Below are 20330 nucleotides of genomic sequence, written 5' to 3' on the forward strand. Positions count from 1 at the left end.
AAACACCGCATAGTAACAGCATTTATACCTTTTTGACTCAGCATAATACGTCACTTAAATGAATTCAGGAATGACATGAGATCCGTATCTTTCGTCCAATCCGGGAATTCTGCTTCACCGGTTACTTTCGGAGCAAGTTTATTGACTGCTTCTGTTTTCAAACGGTTGTCTGCCCTGATATAGACCATTGTGGTGGAAATATCCTCATGGCCAAGGAAGTCCCGGATGTAAACGATGTTGATCCCGGCTTCCAACATGTGCATTGCTTTGCTGTGCCGGAAACCGTGTGCATGGATTTCTGGAAAAGATTGATCCTTACTCCGGATTTCATGTACATACTTCCGAATGATATAGTTGACTCCGTCACGGCTCAACTTTGCCTGTCTCTGGTTGACAACCAAAGGCTGATCGGTTGAAATATTCCTTCGCTGTCGTTTGATGTATTCAGAAACCAGTTTTGCTGTATTACGGGCAATCGCTACTGTACGGTATTTATTCCCTTTACCATGGAGACGCACTGTGGGATTGTCCCCAGTCTGGATATCCCGGATCGCCATATCACAGAGTTCCTGCACACGACACCCGCTGTCATAAAGAAGTGTCAGGATCACCCGGTGACGCAGTCCATTTTCCGTATTGATATCCGGATAGTTGATCAACTCCCGGATCTGATCAGGTGACAGGAAAGCAATCTCACGCATTGCGGCTTTTTGGGATTTGATTCCCTGCACAAGCTGCAGTGGCGCAAGGTATTCCAAACACCGCACACCAGCATACTCAGAAAAAGATTTGATAGCTGCCAGCCGTTGATTCGCTGTGGAAACACTGCATCCCCTGTTTCTCAGCCATTCAAGATACTCTATGATGAGAACGCGGTCAAAGCTTTGCATAGTGAAATCTGTAAGCCGGATCTTTTTGTATTCGGTCAGAAAAACAGCAAACAGCTTTAAGGCATCTTTATAGCTGAGAACCGTATTCCTGGAATAGTTTCTCTGCAACGGCAGGAAATCTGTCAGGAACCCTGTGACCAGTTGGGCAAAATCAGTAGAATTCGTGTTCATAGAACGCCACCTCCTGGATGATATCCGGAAAGGCCGCTTCCAGATGTTCTCGAACAAACGGGAATGCTGCAGACGTCAGTTTCAGATAATAAGCGGTCTCTTCAAAACTTTCGTGCCCAAGCATGGTACGCATGTAAGGAAGATACGCCAGCAGGTCTTTCCCTTCTTTTGACCACTTTAAGAGAAGGTTCACACAGTAAGTATGCCGGAAGTCATGGATGCGGGGACCACGTCCTGTATGAGAGATCCTAGCTTTGTCCAGATACCGCCGGAAGTTATGGTACAGGTTCTGCAGTGTCATTTCACGCCCGGGCCGCACCAGAAAAAAGAATTCATCCTCCGGTGAGCTGCTGTGGATCTGATCCTTCAGTTCCACACATCTGGAAACAAGATCCGGATGGATCGGTACGAGCCGGTCCTTCTGGTTTTTTCCCGAAAGGACCCGGATATAGCCATTTGCGAGGTCTACGTCCTGGATCTTTGCCAGTCGCAGCTCGGATACCCTCATTCCACTTGTATAAAGGATCCGAAAAAACACCGGCATGACAAGGGCCCGGTAGGGGCACTCGGATGGTACAGACTGGCTGGCATCAACCGCAGTAAAAAAGCGTTCCAGCTCGTCCGGGGTGTAGATATGTGCGTCATATTTCTCCGGATGCCTTGTCAGTCCATGAGGAGGTATATATGCAGGTATCCCCACGCTGTTGAGATATTTGCAGAATACACGGAGGCTGCTGATCCTGTGGGCATGATTCGCTGCACTTTCGTAGCTGCGTTTCTGACACCAATGATCACAGAGATCCTGGGAAATCCTCTTTTCAGTAAGCTGATGTTGGCAGAAAAACGTATCGATCCTGCGGAATGCGGCAGTCTCTGCTTCATATTTGAATCCCAGGGACTGTTTTAAAGTGATCAGTCCACAGAATTCATCCCGGAAAACGCTGTTGAATCCCGAATCACCCATAGGCGTTCACCGGTGGAGTCAGGACACACTCCGAAAGCTTTTTCAGATCCGTCTTCAGGTAGATGCCTGTTACATCTGTATCGGAATGGCCCATGATCGAAGTAATAACGGGGAGTGGTGTTTCCATCTCCAGAAGCATGGAACCTGCACAGTGACGCAGGGAGTGGAATCCCGAATGACGGTCCTTATCCCTGCGGATGCCTGCTTTGCGCATATGGAAGATAATCCGGTTTTCCAGATGATCGTTATCCGAAAGCGGGTCAAAAGGCGGCATATGCTTTACAAAAACCACATCCGTATCATAATACTTCGGACGTCCGTTTTTAATATAATCAATGACCGCCCAGCCTACTGCATCCGGTATAGGGAGGGAAAGCGGCTTATGTGTTTTATGCTGGATAATGGAGAGTTTTTTATTGCTCCAGTCGAAGTTGCCAAACCGGAGATTTTTGATATCGCTGACCCTCAGCCCAAGAATACATGCCAGCAGGATCATGGCGTAATCTCTTTTCCCGATCGGACTGGAACGGTCAACTGCATGCAGCAACTCCTGCAGTTCCTCTGTTGTCCAGACAGATGGTATCTTTGACTTTTTGGATACCGTTGGCATATGTATCTCTGAAGCCAGGTCTGCGGAAACCATTCCAGTTCCCTGGAGATAGCGGAGGAAGTGGCGTATCGCACAGACATTCTGCTCCACTGTTTTAAAACTGTATCCAGCTAATGTCCTGAGATATCCATTGCAGGTATCCAGACAGACAGCACTGACTGATCGTATTCCTTTTTGTGAAAGGTAATCCATAAATACCATAGAGATTGACGTATAATGACCGATCGTGCTTTTCGAGAGCCCTGAATTTAAAAGCGCATTGCAATAGCCAGTATGAATACCAGCGTAATACGGATTCAGCCGGATCGGATTTTTCGAGGCATAGTATCTCCGGGTCAGTACCTGGTGGAGACGGTAATCTTCCAGCATATGTACGACTCTCAGGATCTGTACCCGCTGCTGTGAAAGGGTTCCGTCATTATATCTGGTCTGGAATCCATACTGTTTTTCCAGATAAGCCAGCCCCCGTTCCATATCGAAGACTTCATCTCCGTATTCTGTCAGCAGAAACGATTGGATCTTCTTCCATTCACGTTCATAAAACTGGACGGTAACTGGATTATAGTGGTTGTCTAACAAAAGATTTTTTAATCCGTCCGTGATCTCTTGTATTGTCATGGCTGCTTCTCCTTCCTGTTAGTTGATAGGTAGAGCATAGCAAAAAAGCCAATCGATTATCAGTCTTATAGTGAACGGATTTATCCTGCATACTAAAAGGTTGAAAGCAGTATTATGCGGAGTGATTTATACGAAAATGCCGGAAACAGTGCATTTATGCTGGCCGACTCAGCATAATGAAAGTGTCCGCATAAGGGGGAATTATATCCCCACTACTAGCCAACATTGTTCTTAATGAGTTAGACCATTGGGTAGAAAGTCAATGGCAGGAAAATCCTGTTACAAAAAACTATGTGGTTCATATCAATAAAAGCGGTAGCCCATGTAAAAGCAACGCTTACAAAGAAATGAAGAAAACAAAGTTAAAGGAAATGTATATGGTTCGTTATGCAGATGATTTTAGAGTTTTCTGTCGCTACAAAGAAAGTGCTGAAAAAACCAAAATAGCAATTACTCAATGGATCGAGCAACGACTAAAATTGGAAGTATCACAAGAAAAAACAAGAATTGTAAATGTTAGAAAAAGATACTCCGACTTTCTTGGTTTCAAGATTAAAATGATACCGAGAAGAAAGAAGTTAGTTGTTAAATCACATATAAGTGATAAACAATTCAAGACCCAAAAAGACAAGCTGGTATCACAGGCAAAGAAAATTGCTTCTCCCTCAAAGGGAAAAACAGAATTAGAGGAAATAAGACTTTATAATTCAATGGTATTAGGTATGCAAAATTATTATCAGATTGCAACAAATGTAAATCTGGATTGTATGAAACTTAATAGAGCTGTAATGGCTATCTTCACTAACAGATTAGGTGCAAGCAAAAAGGGCAGATTGAGAAAAACAGGCAGACAACTTACAACAAAAGAAGCAACAAGATATGGTAAATCTAAAATGCTTCGATATGTTGCTGGCGAGGGCGAACCTATATTCCCTGTTGGATATATCCAACACAGAAAACCAATGGCAAAAGTGTATTCAGCAAACTGCTATACTCCAGAGGGAAGAAAATTTATCCATACCAATCTAAGTGTTGATAAATTACTGATGTATCAGTTGATGAAATTATCTTTGGAAAATCGCACAATAGAATACGTAGACAATCGAATTTCGCTATTTTCTGCCCAACATGGAAAATGTGCTATAACTCTGGAAGAATTTCAACAAGCTAATGAAATACACTGTCATCATATTGTACCAACTAGGGCTGGTGGTAATGACGATTATAAAAATCTTATTTTGGTAAAAGAGGCGGTACATCGTAACCGCCAAATAATAATGCGGTCAGATATAAAATTACCCCAGCCCTTTGCGAGTTGGAGTAATTCACTATAATTCACATGCGATTTTTGATAGATTGGAGTTTTTCACTCCAGGGTGCAAGCTCTGCGAGCTGAGCATCAGTCATCTCCTTCGTTGGACGATGATCCAGTAGAAATTTCAGATATTCGTAAATGTTCAGGGCGTGTGCCTTTGCCATTTCAACCATTGTATAGACTACAGCACTGGCATTGGCTCCTTCTACAGAATCACTGAACAGCCAGTTTTTACGGCCAACTGCAAACGGACGGATCGCGTTCTCGCTGAGATTGTTTGTGAAACTACAGCGACCATCCTCCAGATAGGTCTCCGCTGTTTCCCGCCGGTTAAGGACATAATTCACCGCTTTATCCATGCGGGTATTTCGGACTGGCTTTTGCTGCTCAATCCACGACCAGAAAGCCTCCAGAACAGGTTTTTCCTTCTCGAGACGCAGCTGCTTACGTTTTTCATAATCACCGGGATATTTTTTGTTAATGGAATCTTCTATGGCAAACAGGCGGTTACAGTACTGGACTCCCTGTACTGCTGGCTGGCTGTAATCATACTGTTTCCCTTTGGGAACGGCGTCGATAAAGTACCGGCGGATGTGTGCCCAACAGGAACATCGTTTGATATCCGGCAGGCTGTTGTAGCCCTGGTAACCATCCGTTTCCAGATATCCGTGATAGCCTTCCAGAAACTCCTTTGCATAGCTGCCACTCCTGGTTGGAGAATAGCCATATAAGATAATGGCGGAAAGACCATCTTCGCCGCTGCGGAACAGCCACATGAAGGATTGCGTCTGTGCCCGGCGATCTTCTTCCTTCAATACCTGGACTCTAGTCTCATCTGCCATTGCAAAACTGCGCTTCAGCAGTTCCCTGTGGAAGTAATCATACATTGGCTGAAAGTAATTCCTGGAGCAATAGATAATCCAGTTGGCCAGTGTCGTCCTGCTGAACTGGGCACCATACTGTCTCCAGTCTTTCTCCTGACGGTAAAGGGGAAGTCCATTGGCGTATTTCTGATACATCGTCCATGCAACGGTGGATGCGGTCGCTGGGCCTTTTCCTACCAGGGCCTGCGGAACCTGAGACTTTACGATCACAGGTTTTTCTGTGTCTCCCAATCCTTCCTTACAGCACGGACATCCATAACTCTGGCTGTAGTATTCGATCACTTTACATGTTGCCGGAATGAATTCCAGCTCACGGCGGACATACTCTTCACCGATCAGAACCATCTGCGTACCACAGACCGGGCAGACCTGATCTTCTTCCGGAAGAGGAATGACTACTTTTTCAACCTTCAGGCCTTTAAAAAGATCCTCATGGGTTGATTTCTTCTTGCGGGTATGCTCCCGGATCACAGTCTCTTCTTCCAACAGGGAAAGATCTTGTTCCACTTCCGCTTCATCAAAAAGGTGCTGTTGTCCCGGAATGTCATCGGTCCTTCTTTCGCTGGAAGAACCGAAAAGCTTTTTGGTAAGATAGTCCACCTGTTCCTGAAGGGCTTTTTCATGGCTGGTTTTTTCATCAATAACAAGACGGAGAGATCTGATCAATTCCGTCTGCTCAGAGATCATTGTTTTCAGTTGTGTTATGGTATCCTTCAGCTCTCGCAGCTGGATGTCTTTTGCACTGGAAGCCATCGTTTTCTCCTTGAATTTAACACCTTTATTATACCAGAAACACAGCCATTCCTAAAGGAAAACAAGTACTGAAAAACGCTGAATTTATAAGGAAACCTGACATTTTTCTGTGCAGGATTTTTACCAGGATCCAGATGCTTTTTTACTCTGCTTTGAGTGCTTTTGGCTGGTCGATATCAATTCCTGACATTAGCCAGTCGAACTCCCTCCAGGAAAGATTCCGGACTTCCGACTGCTTCCTTGGCCATTGATACCCGCCCCGGATAGACAACCGTTTATAGACCAGGACAAAACCATCCGGTTCATGGAACAGAGCTTTGATCCTGTCCCGTCTTCTTCCACAGAACAGGAAGAGCGCACTGGATGTCGGATCCATCTTAAGCTGGTCTTCGATAATGGCACAGAGACCATCGATCGATTTGCGCATATCGGTATAGCCGCAGACAATGTAGATTTTTTCGAGGCCGGAGATATCACCTAACATGAGGTCTCCCGGATCAGGCGGAGTGTCCTGGTGAGCAGGGCAGGATCGGCATCATTGCTGATGCGGATTGTTACATTATTCATGGACACTTCAATCGTATGTGAATTGTCAAGGTTCGTTTGGTGCATCTGCGATGCTATATGCTGTTCTGGAAGGTGATCCGAAACAATGTCAATGGGAACCACATCCTGTTTTGAATGCGCGATCCCACAATGACCATAATTCGGTGCCGGGATCTGATCCGCTGCTGCTTTTCTGCAGCGGCTGACCCAGTTATAAAAAGTGCTTACTGCGATATCGTTTTCACGACACCAGTCAGCATCTGTCATGCCGCTTTGGCGGCATTCATTGATAAGCCGGATCTGTTCCGCCATCGGAACACGGGCTTTGCGAGTAGTTGTCATAACCTATCCTCCGTAATTGTAGTGAAATAGTCTAAATATCTTTCATCTACAATTATAGAGGAAACCAGGAAAATAGAAAATCCGCAGGAATATTTGGCGCTTACGGTACATCGTCTAATACACGCAAAAACAGAAGAAACAATACAAAAATATATAGCTCTATTGAAACTAAATAAAGTCCAGCTCATAAGACTAAATAAATATAGAGTATTAGCTGGCAATCAAGAATTAAACTTGATATAGGTCTACTACATAAATACTTTTCAATATAAACACGATGGAACGCGGAGTGCGGTGAAAGTCGCACGCTCCGTGTGAATGGGGGGAAAAGTTTGAGATATTTATAATATCAGGAACTTACCTATCCATATATCAATGGTTTTTATCAAACGCACAGAGCTTAGTGCTTATGGCGATTGTGGTTATCGGTATCTACTTAGGGTTCAAGCGTGAGTTTTCCAAACTTATCGGCTTTTTGGTAGTTGCCTTGATTGCTGTCGGCTTGGTATTCAATGCCGGTGGTGTGAAAGATGTACTATTAGAGCTGTTCAATAAGATTATCGGAGCATAAGTACTTTAAATAATTACTGGAATATGGTACAATTATTATTGCCCTGCCCCACTCAACTGAGAGGTTGAGTTGATATGAGGTCTACGGACGGAATGAGGGCTAAAATTCTATCAATATAGCGAGGTGAGTGTTATTATGAGTAAGATTAGTGATTTGGCAACCGTGATAAGTTTTCTTATGATGATTTGTATAAAAGTTATGAATACGAAAGTAGTAACCTCTCTGCTGTGTGGGGCTATGCAATGAGAAGAAAAAAGAGAAACAAAAAAGTTAAGAAATATAACAAATTTTTTAGTTATAACTGTACTGAAAGAAAAAATAAAAATTTTTCTTACAAAGATTTTAGTTATAGTAATTCATATAATACACGTTTTACCAATTCAATATTTTACGGAAACAGTTTTTACAAAGCTACTATGAAATATTGTGGGTTTAATGGTTGCAAATTTAGTTTTATTGAATTTAAAAGTGTTAATTTCCGTGGTTGCAGATTTAAAGGGGCTCATTTTGAAAATGTAATTTTTGAGAATTGCAATTTATCCAATACGCATTTTCAAAATGCAACTTTTCAAAATGTATATCTTGTCAATACTAGTCTAAAAAGTGCAAAAGGAATACAAGATAAGGATATATTAACAAACATAACTAATTCTAGTTTGAAACTGTTCCTTACTCCTCAGCTTTTAGAAGTTATAGAGGAAAGCAAGACAAATCCTTACATTATAGCTTCTGGAACAATTTTTCAAAAGAAAAAGGGACATTTAAGTAATGCTCAAAAAAGGGCAGAAAAATTATTGCCTAAACAAGAACGAAAGCGTCTACAAAGAGAACGTCAAACAAAACTTTTGGCACAAGCCAAACAGATGTCTTTCAATAAAGTAAGTATTATCCGCTTGTTAGATAATTTCACTGAAAGCGAAGTTGCTCAAGGTTTACATTTGGCAACATTATCTATTGATAAAGATTTTTCATCTCTTAGTTATTTTATACCATATATAAAAAAAGCGAATAGTATCAACTAAAGCAGTTAGTCTTAGGATTGACTGCTTTTTTCTTGCCTAAAATTTCAGATTGGAGTGATGAAATGAACGATATTTTTAAGGATATGCAGGTAAACGTCGGTTGTGAATACATTTCCGACCTGCCCTCTTACAAGCGTAAGGTGTGGCATGAAATGAAACGACTGAACCCTGCCAACTATGAAGAAAGACAGTTAGAAGATTTTTCAAAGTATGTGTTTGGTATGTCGTACCAGACCATAAAAGATGTGATAAAACAACAGAAAGGACGTGAGGAACAATGCAGGAAACAAGGGTACTGGTGGAAACGAGAGGAACAACTGGCGAAGAAACAATATCATACTGGTTCGACTTGCCGATAGATGTTGCCGAGTTTGAAGAAAAGTTAGGTATCGGTGCAGAAAGTGGGAATTATCGTATTATCGAAAAGGTGTTGCCTTTTGCTGATGAAGTCCACGAACATACCAGCGTGTATCAGCTTAACGAATTAGATTTTATGTACCGCCAGCTTTCAAGTGATATGCAGGAAGAATATGTAGCACTTCTTACCGTGTTTGAGAACTTAGAAGCACTTTATATTTGCAGGAACGTGATTACCGTTTATCACGACTGTAAAAGCATGATAGATGTTGCAAGGCAAAAGCTGATGAACGACCCGACATTCAAACATTTATCCGAGGATTGTCAAGCATACTACTTTGACTTTGAAGCCTATGCTTCTCACTTGCTGGAAAACAGACGCTATCTTGTAACGGAACACAGTGTCTTTGAACTGCCAGAGTAGGAAATGAGGTGGTGCTTATGATTGATGATATGGCGGTTTATATTGCTAATCTTGGCAAATACAACGAGGGCTATTTAGTGGGGGCTTGGTTCACATTTCCCATTGACGAGGAAGATGTAAAAGAAAAAATCGGCTTGAATGAACAGTACGAGGAATACGCAATCCATGATACCGATAACTTCCCTATTGCGATTGGCGAGTATGTTTCCATTGAAGAACTCAATGAGATGTATGAAATGATAGAGGAGCTTCCCGACTATATCGTAGAGTGTCTGGACGAATTTATCAGCCACTACGGGACGCTGGAAGAAGTCGTGGAACACAAAGACGATATTTACTATTATCCCGACTGTGAAACCATGACAGATGTTGCCTACTACTACATAGACGAATTGCAGGCACTTGGGGATATTCCACCCAGCTTACAGAACTATATTGACTATGAAGCCTACGGGCGAGATTTGGATATGGGCGGTTGCTTCATTGAAACAAGCCGAGGTATGTGCGAGATACCATATTAACGCTGGAAGATCAGCAACAAGCATTGTTGCTACTGACAGCGTATTTCTCTTTTAAGGGACAGTCTGAAAATGGCTGTCCTTTTCTATTTTGAAAGGAGCTGAAAGAACTTGAAAAAGATTAAATCTTATACGGGTATCTGGAACGTGGAAAAAGTCTTGTATGCAATCAATGACTTTAACTTGCCCTTTCCCGTTACCTTTACACAGATTACATGGTTTGTGATTACAGAATTTCTCATCATTCTGTTTGGGGATATACCCCCACTTTCCATGATTGAGGGAGCATTTCTCAAATACTTCGGTATTCCCGTTGCTCTCACTTGGTTTATGTCGCAGAAAACCTTTGACGGAAAGAAGCCGTACAGCTTTTTGAAATCACAGATAACTTATGCCCTGCGACCTAAAATCACTTATACAGGAAAAGCCGTAAAACTGCATAAGCAGATATTGAATGAAACAATCACGGCAGTAAGGAGTGTGAACTATGTTCCCGATAAAATATATTGACAACAACCTTGTCTGGAACAAGGACAATGAGGTGTTCGCTTACTATGAGCTGATACCGTATAATTATTCTTTCTTATCCGCAGAGCAGAAATTTATCGTGCATGACAGTTTCCGACAGCTTATCGCACAGTCCCGTGAGGGTAAAATTCATGCGTTGCAGATTGCCACAGAAAGCTCAATTAGAAGTATGCAGGAACAGTCAAAAAAGCTGGTTACGGGAAAACTTCGTGAGGTGGCAGTCCAGAAAATAGACGAACAGACCGAAGCGTTAGTATCTATGATTGGGGACAATCAAGTGGACTACCGCTTTTTTCTTGGCTTTAAGCTCATGGTTACGGAAGAACAGCTCAATCTGAAGAACATCAAAAAATCGGCATGGCTGACGTTCACAGAATTTCTCCATGAAGTGAACCACACGCTGATGAACGACTTTGTTTCCATGCCAAATGATGAAATCAACCGTTACATGAAAATGGAAAAGTTACTGGAAAATAAAATCTCCCGTCGCTTTAAGGTGCGTCGCTTGGAAATCCATGATTTTGGGTATCTCATGGAACATCTTTACGGCAGGGACGGTGTCGCCTATGAAGATTATGAGTACCAGCTACCAAAGAAGAAATTGCAGAAAGAAACGCTGATAAAATACTACGACCTTATCCGTCCGACAAGGTGTGTGATTGAGGAAAGCCAGCGGTATTTGCGATTGGAAGATGAGGACAAGGAAAGCTATGTGTCCTATTTTACCGTCAATGCGATTGTAGGGGAGCTTGATTTTCCGTCGTCTGAAATCTTCTATTTCCAGCAACAGCAATTCACATTCCCCGTTGATACTTCTATGAATGTAGAAATCGTGGAGAACCGAAAAGCATTAACAACCGTCCGCAATAAGAAAAAGGAACTGAAAGATTTGGATAATCACGCCTATCAAGCAGGAAGTGAAACCAGCTCAAATGTGGTGGACGCTTTAGACAGCGTGGACGAGCTGGAAACAGACTTAGACCAGAGCAAAGAAAGTATGTATAAGTTAAGCTACGTCATACGGGTGTCTGCACCCGATCTTGACGAGCTGAAACGCCGTTGTGATGAAGTCAAAGACTTTTACGACGACCTCAATGTAAAACTGGTGCGTCCTGCTGGGGATATGCTGGGGCTTCATTCTGAATTTCTTCCTGCCAGTAAGCGATATATCAATGATTATGTGCAGTATGTAAAATCAGATTTTTTAGCTGGGCTTGGCTTTGGAGCGACCCAGCAGTTAGGAGAAAACACAGGTATCTATATGGGCTATTCCGTTGATACGGGAAGAAATGTGTACCTGCAACCGTCCCTTGCCAGTCAAGGTGTGAAAGGCACAGTTACCAACGCTTTAGCTTCTGCTTTTGTCGGTTCGCTTGGCGGTGGAAAATCGTTCTGTAACAATCTTCTGGTATATTATGCGGTGCTGTTTGGCGGTCAAGCAGTCATTTTAGACCCCAAAGCCGAGAGAGGCAACTGGAAAGAAACGCTTTCAGAAATCGCCCATGAAATCAATATCGTAAACCTTACCAGCGACAAGGACAATGCAGGACTTCTTGACCCATTTGTGATTATGAAGAATGTAAAAGACGCTGAAAGTCTGGCAATCGACATCTTAACATTCCTTACGGGTATTTCCTCTAGGGACGGCGAAAAATTCCCCGTACTTCGTAAGGCGGTTCGCTCCGTTACCCAGAGCGACCGTCGGGGCTTGCTCCATGTGATAGACGAGCTACGCCGTGAAGATACACCCATATCAAGAAATATCGCAGACCATATCGACAGTTTCACGGACTACGATTTTGCACATCTGCTGTTTTCAGACGGTACGGTGGAAAATGCTATCAGTCTGGATAACCAGCTCAATATCATTCAAGTAGCGGACTTAGTATTACCAGATAAGGACACGACCTTTGAGGAATACACGACCATTGAATTATTGTCGGTGTCTATGCTGATTGTGATTAGTACCTTTGCCCTTGATTTTATCCATTTGGACAGAAGCATTTTTAAGATTGTCGATTTGGACGAAGCGTGGGCGTTCTTAAACGTGGCACAAGGCGAAACTTTATCAAATAAGCTGGTTCGTGCTGGACGTGCTATGCAGGCAGGCGTTTATTTTGTTACACAATCTTCTGGCGACGTGTCAAAGGAAAGTCTGAAAAATAATATCGGATTGAAGTTTGCATTTAGAAGCACGGACATCAACGAGATAAAGCATACCTTAGAGTTTTTCGGTATTGACAAGGACGACGAGAACAACCAGAAACGCTTGCGTGATTTGGAGAACGGACAATGTTTATTGCAGGACTTATACGGGCGTGTCGGTGTAGTACAGATACACCCCGTCTTTGAAGAATTGCTACACGCTTTTGATACCAGACCGCCCGTACAGAGAAATGAGGTGGAGTGATGAAAGAAAGGATAAACGGTGCGTTCACAAAAAAGAAGATGTTCCACGTTTTCAAAAGAACTCTGTTCGTGGTGGCACTCTCCCTTATCCTGCTTTCACTTCTGGGGACGGTGGCTCATGCGACGGGGCTTGTGGACGATACCATAAACGCAGAAAATCTTTACTCAAAATATCCCCTTTCCAACTACCAACTTGATTTTTATGTAGATAATAGCTGGTCGTGGCTTCCGTGGAACTGGCTGGACGGTATCGGAAAATCGGTGCAGTATGGACTTTACTGTATTACCAACTTTGTCTGGACGATAAGCCTTTATTTAAGTAATGCAACGGGCTATGTGGTGCAGGAAGCCTATAAACTTGATTTTATTAACGATATGGCAGACAGTATCGGAAAGAGCATACAGACCCTTGCAGGCGTTACTTCAAACGGCTTTTCCAGCTCTGGCTTCTATGTTGGCTTTCTGCTTCTCATTATCTTGGTGGTGGGACTTTATGTTGCTTATACGGGACTTATCAAACGGGAAACCAGCAAGGCACTTCACGCTGTTATCAACTTTGTGGTGGTGTTCGTGCTGTCCGCTTCATTTATTGCCTATGCTCCCGACTACATTAAGAAGATAAATGAATTTTCATCAGACATCAGTACCGCTTCTTTGGACTTGGGAACAAAAATCATGCTCCCCAACTCTGACAGTGAGGGTAAGGACAGCGTGGACTTGATACGGAACAGCTTATTTTCTATTCAAGTACAACAGCCGTGGCTCTTGCTTCAATTTGGTAACAGTAACGCAGAGGAAATCGGGACAGACCGTGTCGAAGCTCTCGTATCGGCAAGCCCAGAGGACGAGGACGGAAAGACCAGAGAGGAAGTCGTGAAAACAGAAATCGAGGACAACGACAACAACAATCTGACAATACCGCAGGTGGTAAATCGTTTGGGTATGGTGTTCTTCCTCTTGTTCTTCAACTTGGGTATCACGATATTTGTATTCTTGCTTACGGGTATGATGTTATTTAGCCAGATACTTTTTATTATCTTCGCTATGTTCCTACCTATTAGTTTCCTGCTCTCTATGATACCTAGCTATGAAAGCATGGCAAAGCAGGCAATCGTAAGGGTGTTTAATACCATAATGACAAGGGCAGGAATAACGCTCATTGTAACGGTGGCGTTCAGCATTTCCAGTATGTTTTATAACATCTCCACGGACTATCCGTTCTTTATGGTAGCGTTCTTGCAGATAGTATGTTTTGCTGGTATTTATATGAAGCTGGGCGATTTAATGAGTATGTTCTCTTTGAACGCTAACGACAGTCAAAGCATGGGGCGAAGAATTTTCCGCAGACCATATCTATACTTGGCACATAGGGCTAGGCGTATGGAAAGACGGCTTGCTGGTGCGGTTACTGCTGGCGGTGTTGCTGGTGCGGTGGCTGGAAGTGCCGTTGCTGGCAAGAGAGCCGAAAGAAAAAATACGGCTTCTAAAGAAAATCGGGGCAATACCACTTCCAGCATGGGACAGCGTGCAGGTTCAAAGGTGGGGGCTGTCTTAGATACGAAAAATAAAGTGAAAGACAAGGCAAATGCTGTCAAAGAAAACATAAAGGATATACCGACACAGACCGCTTATGCGGTGTATTCCGCAAAGGAAAAGGCAAAGTCCAGCGTGTCTGACTTCAAGCGTGGCATGGTGCAGGAACAGCAGTCCAGACAGACGGGACGATTGGAAAGACAGGAACAGCATAGACAAAATATCGCTGACAAGCGTATGGAGCTTCAAAAGGCACAAGAAGCAAGGCAGGCACAGCGAAAGGCTGACGGATCAGCGACAACGGGAGCTACCCGTCCCCATGAGCGACCAGCCATAGCTTCAACCATTCCAAAGCCGAGTACAGAAAAAACGCAGGAAATCAAACGCCCTGCCACAGCGACCACTTCAAAAGCAAGCGAGCCAGTCAAGACAAGCGTTATCAAAGAGCGTCCGCTATCTTCTGGTGCTTCTGATAGAAAAGCAACCCAGCTTACACAGCAAGTACATAGGCAGAATGTAGAAAAAGTAGTATTGCAGGAAACACGCCAGAATTACACCAAAGACCGCAGGAAAAAGGTTCAGCAGACCCATAGCGTCCAGAAGAACCAACAGACCATAGAGAAAAGCCGTAATCTTGTAACGAAGAAAGGACAGAAGAAAAAATGAAACTGAAACATATCGCTCTTATTGGCAGTCTGTTTCCTATCCTCTTTTCTCTGGTGCTTTTCTTTGGTGTCCTCATTAGTGCGGACAGCGACGATGAGAACAGCAATTTTTCTTCTGGCATTACGGGTATGAACCTATCCGCAGAAGTCTTGAAACATCAGCCTATGGTGGAAAAATACGCCAAAGAATACGGTATTTCCGAGTATGTCAATGTATTGTTGGCTATCATTCAAGTAGAAAGTGGCGGTACGGCAGTAGATGTTATGCAGAGTTCGGAAAGTCTTGGTTTACCGCCTAACTCTTTAGATACAGAAAGCTCAATCAAGCAGGGGTGTAAACATTTTGCGTCCCTGCTTTCTTCCTGCAAAAATCAAGGTATCGACGATTTGAATGTAGCGATACAGTCCTATAACTATGGCGGTGGCTATGTGGGATATGTGGCAGGAAAAGGAAAGAAACATACCTACAATCTTGCAGAGAGCTTCGCCCGTGAGAAATCGGATGGAAAAAAAGTAACCTACACCAACCCGATAGCTGTTGCGAAGAACGGGGGCTGGCGGTACAGCTACGGCAATCAATTTTACGTCGAATTAGTCAATCAGTATTTAGCAGTTTCGCAGGTATCGGGAGAACTGGCACAAAAGGTAATGAATGAAGCGTTGAAATATCAAGGCTGGAAGTATGTGTATGGTGGCAGTAACCCAAATACTTCCTTTGATTGTAGCGGACTTGTGCAATGGTGCTATGGAAAAGCTGGTATCTCCTTACCGAGAACGGCACAGGCACAGTATGACGCAACCCAACATCTTCCACTTTCGCAGGCAAAGGCTGGGGACTTGGTATTTTTCCATTCCACCTATAACGCTGGTTCGTATGTAACACACGTCGGTATTCTTGTTTCGCCGACACAGATGTACCACGCAGGCGACCCGATAGGATATGCAAACTTAAATAGTAGTTACTGGCAACAGCACTTAATCGGTGCAGGACGAGTAAAACAATAGAAAGGACTTAGAAAATATGTTTAAGAAAAATAAGAAACTGACAGAAAATATCAAAGAAAAAAAGGTGCGTACTGTCAAGGTAGGCACACATCAGAAAACCGTGATTGCGTTGTGGGTGGTGCTTATCGCAAGCGTGAGTTTCGGGGTGTATAAGAATTTTACCGCTATCGACCAGCACACCACCCATGAAAAAGAAATCATTGAGCTTCGCTTGCAGGACACCAACGGGATAGAAAATTTCGTGAAGAACTTTGCGAAGTCCTATTACTCATGGAATAACAGTAAAGAAGCGATTGAAGCAAGGACGCAGGCAATCAACAGTTATTTGACAAAGGAATTGCAGGACTTAAATGTAGATACCATTAGAACGGATATACCGACCAGTTCTACGGTAACAGATGTGATTGTGTGGCATATCGAGCAGTCGGGAACAGACACTTTTTCTGCTACCTATGAAGTAGATCAGCAGATAAAAGAGGGAGAACAGATAAGCAATGTCAAGGCAACCTATACTGTAAAAGTCCATGTAGACGCTGACGGGGATATGGTAATCGTTCAGAACCCTACCCTTGCACCAGCAATCGAAAAATCAGCCTATGAGCCAAAAACGCCAGAAGCAGACTCAAGCGTGGACGCTGATACCACAAATGACGCTACCGCATTTCTGGAAACATTCTTTAAGCTCTACCCGACCGCAACGGAAAAGGAACTTGCTTACTATGTGGCAGGAAATGTCCTTGAACCTATTGGCAGGGACTACCTTTATTCTGAACTGATAAACCCTATCTTTACAAAGGACGGGGACAATGTGAAAGTCAAGGTTGCCGTAAAATTCCTTGATAATCAGACAAAGGCTACGCAGGTATCACAATACGAGCTTGTGTTACATAGGGATAGCAACTGGAAGATTGTAGGATAATAAGCTAGACAAAGGTTTGTATACTACTTTTTAGTAGCGTATAAGCCTTTGTCAGAAACTACTAAAAAGTTGGAAATTCATTTCTTATCATGTTATTTTAGGTGTAAGTAAGGGATAGTGGATAAAATTACTGCATTGACTTTCCCCTTACGTCAAGGTATAACATGAGAATAGAAGTAAGTTGAGAGGAGGATATTTATGTTATCTATTGGTGAATTTTCAAAGATATGTAAAGTTTCTACAAAAACACTTCGTTATTATGATGAAATTGGACTTATAAATCCTAGTAAAATCAATCAAGAGAATGGTTATAGATATTATTCCATTGAGCAATTAGAAACTATGTTACTTATAAACCGTTTAAAACAGTATAATTTTTCTTTGGAAGAAATCAAAGCGATTATTACATCAGAAGAAATACCAAATGAAAAATTATCCATAGAGCTTTATAAGAAAAAGGCAGAATTAGAAAAGCAAATACAGATATATTCACAAATTACAGAACAATTAAATGAGGATATAGCAGTTTTGAAACAAGGAAAATCAATCATGTCTTATTTGAATAAGATTGATGTACAACTTGTTGAAATACCAACTATGTATTTGGTTTCTGTTCGTAAAATGGTTTATAAGTTTGAAATGGAAGAACAATACGCTTGTTGTTTTAATTCAATATTAAGAAAAATTCAACATGACAAATTAACTGTCAATGCTCCACCTATGGTACTTTATCATAGTGATGAGTTTACTCCTTTGGGTTTGGACACAGAATTTGCTATTCCAGTAGAAGAATTTGTTACGGGAACTCGAGATTTTCGCCCCGGATTATGCTTAAAAACAACTTTACATGGCGGATATTCTAATTTGCCTTCTATTTATGCGAAACAATGTGAATGGGCAGAGCAGAACGGTTATGAAAATAATGGTCCGCTTTATGAAGTTTATATTACCGATTTGACACAAACTTCAAACGAAAATGAACTTATAACTGAAATTTATTATCCAGTAAAAAAGAAATAGGTATACATCAAAGATTAAAATTTTTGTGAATAGAAGTTTCAGACACTATAACGTGAAATGGAGATGAGATTGATACTATGAATAGAAAAGAACTACACGATTTTATTAAAGAGAAACAGCCTAATATCTGTCAAATATCATGCTACAAAGACGGTAAAGAAGTTTATTCTGATGAATGGAATAATTATAAAAAAGGAGATGCTTGTCATGTTATGTCTGCCACCAAAAGTATCGTAGCATTACTTGTAGGGATAGCACTTGATAAAGGATTTATAAAAAGCATAGACCAACCCGTATTAGATTTTTTCCCTGAATATAAAATTAAGAGAGGAGAAAAAACAATTCAAAAAGTTACAATCAAACATTTACTGACTATGACTGCACCATATAAGTATAAGTATGAACCGTGGACTAAAATTTGTTCAAGTGATGATTGGACGGTTTCAGCTTTAGATTTTCTAGGCGGAAGAAAAGGATTGACTGGACAATTCAAATATTCAACTTTAGGCATACATATACTAACTGGTATTATATCAAAAACGAGTGGTCTAAAAGTCGTGGACTTTGCAAATAAGTTTTTATTTGAACCTATTAGAGTAGAAAAACATATAAATTATTTAGCGGAAACTGCCGAAGAACATAAACGTTTTACTATATGTAAAGAACCGCAAAAAAATATATGGTTTTGTGACCCAAAAGGAATAGGTACGGCTGGATATGGTTTATGCTTTTCTGCAATAGATATGGCGAAAATTGGACAACTTTGTTTAGATAAAGGTGTTCATAATGGAAAACAAATTGTATCATCTAAATGGATTGAAGAAATAACAAAACCAAATTATAAATGCGGAGAAGAATTTAGAAATATGTCTTATGGGTATCTTTGGTGGATTGTGAATGAAAATGTATATGCAGCCATAGGAAATAGTGGGAATGTTATATATGTAAATTCATTAGAAAATATAGTGATAGCAGTTACATCATATTTTAAGCCAACAATATTCGACCGTATAGATTTTATACAAAAGTATATTGAGCCATTTATTACTATTAGGAGAACTTTGTAAATGATGGGATTAAAAAAACGAGATATAAAAAAGGCATTAAAAGCTGGTGCAAAGGCTGGCGGTGTATCATTGGCTGATGTACGAGCTGATATTGAAGCGACGATTGATGAAGCCATGAATAGTACCGACCCAGAAGTGCAGGCAAATTTCAAAAAGTATTTTGGAAATAAACGCCCTACACCAGAGGAATATATTTACATAATTTCAAAGAAAACCGTTAAAGGACTGAAATTATGAAAATAGAACGTCTGATAGGAATAATCTTTTATTTGATAAATAGAGAATGTGTAACAACAAATGAATTAGCACAAAAGTTTGAAGTATCTCGTAGAACGATTTTAAGAGATATTGATACACTAACACTTGCTGGTATTCCGATTTATTCTGAGTTGGGTGTAAAGGGTGGGTATGCAATAAATAAAGATTTTAAGGTTGATGAAAAAATTATTGACAGCAACAATAAAGAATATATTTTGCTTGCATTAAATAGTCTAAGGACTGTTTACGGAAATAACAAGGTCATTGAAACTTACGAGAAAATGAAACATCTTTATAGTGATGTTAATATCAATGCACTTCCAGATGTTGATTTCTCTGTGGTAACGGAAAACCCACACATTATGAAATGCGTAGACTTAATCAATAAAGCGATAAAAGAACAGCGAACTATAAAGTTTATATATACTAATTCGGCAGGAAACACAAAAGAAGTTTTTCTAAACCCACTTCACACATATTACAAGTGGTATTCGTGGTATGCTTTTGGATATGATACTTCTAAAAAAGATTATCACTTATTCAAAGTGGTAAGAATGAAAAATATTTCTTTAACAAAAGAACTTTTTCAAACTGAAGATAATATAGCTAATCTTTTATCTGATTTTGAAAAAAGACGCAACCAGACAAATATTACTGTTACTCTATCTTATAAACAAGAAATTGATACTTTAGTTAATGAATACTTTAAAGGGAAAATAATTGAAACTGTCAATGACTGCTTTATAAGAGAAATTGAGATTAAAGAAAATGATTTTATGACATTTTCAATCCTTTTGGGACTTTGCGATAAAGTAAAAATATTATCCCCTCAAAAATACAAAGAAAAGGTATTAATCCATATTGGAAAAATAAAGAAAAATTTTATTTAATAGTGACATACATTTGTCACTATTCCTGCTATATAATTTCCTTATGAAGAA

At 41.2% G+C, this 20330-nt stretch carries 21 protein-coding genes; 15 read left to right on the forward strand and 6 right to left on the reverse strand.

The window, feature by feature from the left end:
• Positions 1-50: 50 nt before the first annotated feature.
• From BLCOC_RS15115 to BLCOC_RS15125, 3 genes are read right to left on the reverse strand one after another with little or no spacing between them, the layout of a single operon-like run.
• The gene (locus BLCOC_RS15115; protein ID WP_115622645.1) at positions 51-1061 is read right to left on the reverse strand and encodes a tyrosine-type recombinase/integrase; all 1011 of its coding nucleotides are present in this window, start codon (positions 1059-1061) and stop codon (positions 51-53) included.
• Positions 1042-2025, reverse strand: a complete 984-nt coding sequence (locus BLCOC_RS15120; protein ID WP_115622646.1) for a tyrosine-type recombinase/integrase — start codon at positions 2023-2025, stop codon at positions 1042-1044. The genes BLCOC_RS15115 and BLCOC_RS15120 overlap by 20 nt, the downstream gene beginning before the upstream one ends.
• On the reverse strand, positions 2018-3253 hold the full coding sequence (locus BLCOC_RS15125) for a site-specific integrase (RefSeq protein WP_115622647.1): 1236 nt from the start codon (positions 3251-3253) through the stop codon (positions 2018-2020). Before BLCOC_RS15125 ends, BLCOC_RS15120 begins: the two co-directional genes overlap by 8 nt.
• 224 nt (positions 3254-3477) lie before the next feature.
• Here BLCOC_RS15125 and BLCOC_RS15130 point away from each other — a divergent pair, with 224 nt between their 5' ends.
• Positions 3478-4587 (forward strand): group II intron reverse transcriptase, encoded by a 1110-nt coding sequence (locus tag BLCOC_RS15130; RefSeq protein ID WP_465221582.1) that lies wholly within the window; start codon positions 3478-3480, stop codon positions 4585-4587.
• Between the two features lies 1 nt (position 4588).
• Here BLCOC_RS15130 and tnpC read toward each other — a convergent pair whose 3' ends face one another.
• The 3 genes from tnpC to tnpA form a co-directional block, all read right to left on the reverse strand.
• Entirely contained in the window at positions 4589-6205 is a 1617-nt protein-coding gene (gene tnpC / locus BLCOC_RS15135) for an IS66 family transposase (RefSeq protein ID WP_115622596.1), read from the reverse strand.
• A gap of 142 nt (positions 6206-6347) precedes the next feature.
• Positions 6348-6689, reverse strand: coding sequence for an IS66 family insertion sequence element accessory protein TnpB (gene tnpB, locus BLCOC_RS15140; protein ID WP_115622597.1), 342 nt, complete (start codon positions 6687-6689; stop codon positions 6348-6350).
• Positions 6683-7093 (reverse strand): IS66 family insertion sequence element accessory protein TnpA, encoded by a 411-nt coding sequence (gene tnpA / locus BLCOC_RS15145; protein WP_227225493.1) that lies wholly within the window; start codon positions 7091-7093, stop codon positions 6683-6685. The genes tnpB and tnpA overlap by 7 nt, the downstream gene beginning before the upstream one ends.
• Before the next feature lie 346 nt (positions 7094-7439).
• On the opposite strand from tnpA, the gene BLCOC_RS15150 reads away from it, so the two are divergent.
• The 14 genes from BLCOC_RS15150 to BLCOC_RS15215 all read left to right on the forward strand — a co-directional run bounded on the left by BLCOC_RS15150 (position 7440) and on the right by BLCOC_RS15215 (position 20279).
• The gene (locus tag BLCOC_RS15150) at positions 7440-7664 is read left to right on the forward strand and encodes a hypothetical protein (RefSeq protein ID WP_032548346.1); all 225 of its coding nucleotides are present in this window, start codon (positions 7440-7442) and stop codon (positions 7662-7664) included.
• 242 nt (positions 7665-7906) lie between these two features.
• Positions 7907-8686 (forward strand): pentapeptide repeat-containing protein, encoded by a 780-nt coding sequence (locus tag BLCOC_RS15155; protein ID WP_115622648.1) that lies wholly within the window; start codon positions 7907-7909, stop codon positions 8684-8686.
• Between the two features lie 62 nt (positions 8687-8748).
• Positions 8749-9045, forward strand: a complete 297-nt coding sequence (locus BLCOC_RS15160; protein WP_115622649.1) for a conjugal transfer protein — start codon at positions 8749-8751, stop codon at positions 9043-9045.
• Positions 8964-9467: an antirestriction protein ArdA gene (locus BLCOC_RS15165; RefSeq protein WP_115622650.1), complete on the forward strand. Its 504-nt coding sequence runs from the start codon at positions 8964-8966 to the stop codon at positions 9465-9467. The genes BLCOC_RS15160 and BLCOC_RS15165 overlap by 82 nt, the downstream gene beginning before the upstream one ends.
• Before the next feature lie 17 nt (positions 9468-9484).
• Positions 9485-9988, forward strand: coding sequence for an antirestriction protein ArdA (locus BLCOC_RS15170; RefSeq protein ID WP_002323345.1), 504 nt, complete (start codon positions 9485-9487; stop codon positions 9986-9988).
• A 108-nt stretch (positions 9989-10096) separates the two neighbouring features.
• Positions 10097-10495: a conjugal transfer protein gene (locus BLCOC_RS15175; RefSeq protein WP_115622651.1), complete on the forward strand. Its 399-nt coding sequence runs from the start codon at positions 10097-10099 to the stop codon at positions 10493-10495.
• Positions 10473-12923 (forward strand): conjugal transfer ATPase TcpF, encoded by a 2451-nt coding sequence (tcpF, locus tag BLCOC_RS15180; protein WP_115622652.1) that lies wholly within the window; start codon positions 10473-10475, stop codon positions 12921-12923. The genes BLCOC_RS15175 and tcpF overlap by 23 nt, the downstream gene beginning before the upstream one ends.
• Positions 12923-15121: a CD3337/EF1877 family mobilome membrane protein gene (locus BLCOC_RS15185; protein ID WP_115622653.1), complete on the forward strand. Its 2199-nt coding sequence runs from the start codon at positions 12923-12925 to the stop codon at positions 15119-15121. The genes tcpF and BLCOC_RS15185 overlap by 1 nt, the downstream gene beginning before the upstream one ends.
• Entirely contained in the window at positions 15118-16125 is a 1008-nt protein-coding gene (locus tag BLCOC_RS15190; protein WP_115622654.1) for a C40 family peptidase, read from the forward strand. The genes BLCOC_RS15185 and BLCOC_RS15190 overlap by 4 nt, the downstream gene beginning before the upstream one ends.
• A 16-nt stretch (positions 16126-16141) precedes the next feature.
• Entirely contained in the window at positions 16142-17044 is a 903-nt protein-coding gene (locus BLCOC_RS15195) for a conjugal transfer protein (protein WP_115622655.1), read from the forward strand.
• Between the two features lie 198 nt (positions 17045-17242).
• A complete protein-coding gene (locus BLCOC_RS15200; RefSeq protein ID WP_115622656.1) occupies positions 17243-18064 on the forward strand; it encodes a MerR family transcriptional regulator in 822 nt (273 codons plus the stop codon).
• Between the two features lie 77 nt (positions 18065-18141).
• Positions 18142-19131 carry a serine hydrolase domain-containing protein gene (locus tag BLCOC_RS15205; protein WP_115622657.1) on the forward strand — a complete coding sequence of 330 codons (990 nt, stop codon included), beginning with the start codon at positions 18142-18144 and terminating at the stop codon, positions 19129-19131.
• Positions 19132-19368, forward strand: a complete 237-nt coding sequence (locus BLCOC_RS15210) for a hypothetical protein (RefSeq protein ID WP_115622658.1) — start codon at positions 19132-19134, stop codon at positions 19366-19368. It begins immediately after the preceding gene.
• Positions 19365-20279, forward strand: coding sequence for a helix-turn-helix transcriptional regulator (locus tag BLCOC_RS15215; RefSeq protein WP_115622659.1), 915 nt, complete (start codon positions 19365-19367; stop codon positions 20277-20279). The genes BLCOC_RS15210 and BLCOC_RS15215 overlap by 4 nt, the downstream gene beginning before the upstream one ends.
• Positions 20280-20330 lie beyond the last annotated feature (51 nt).

Source organism: Blautia coccoides (assembly GCF_034355335.1).
GTDB lineage: Bacteria > Bacillota > Clostridia > Lachnospirales > Lachnospiraceae > Blautia > Blautia producta.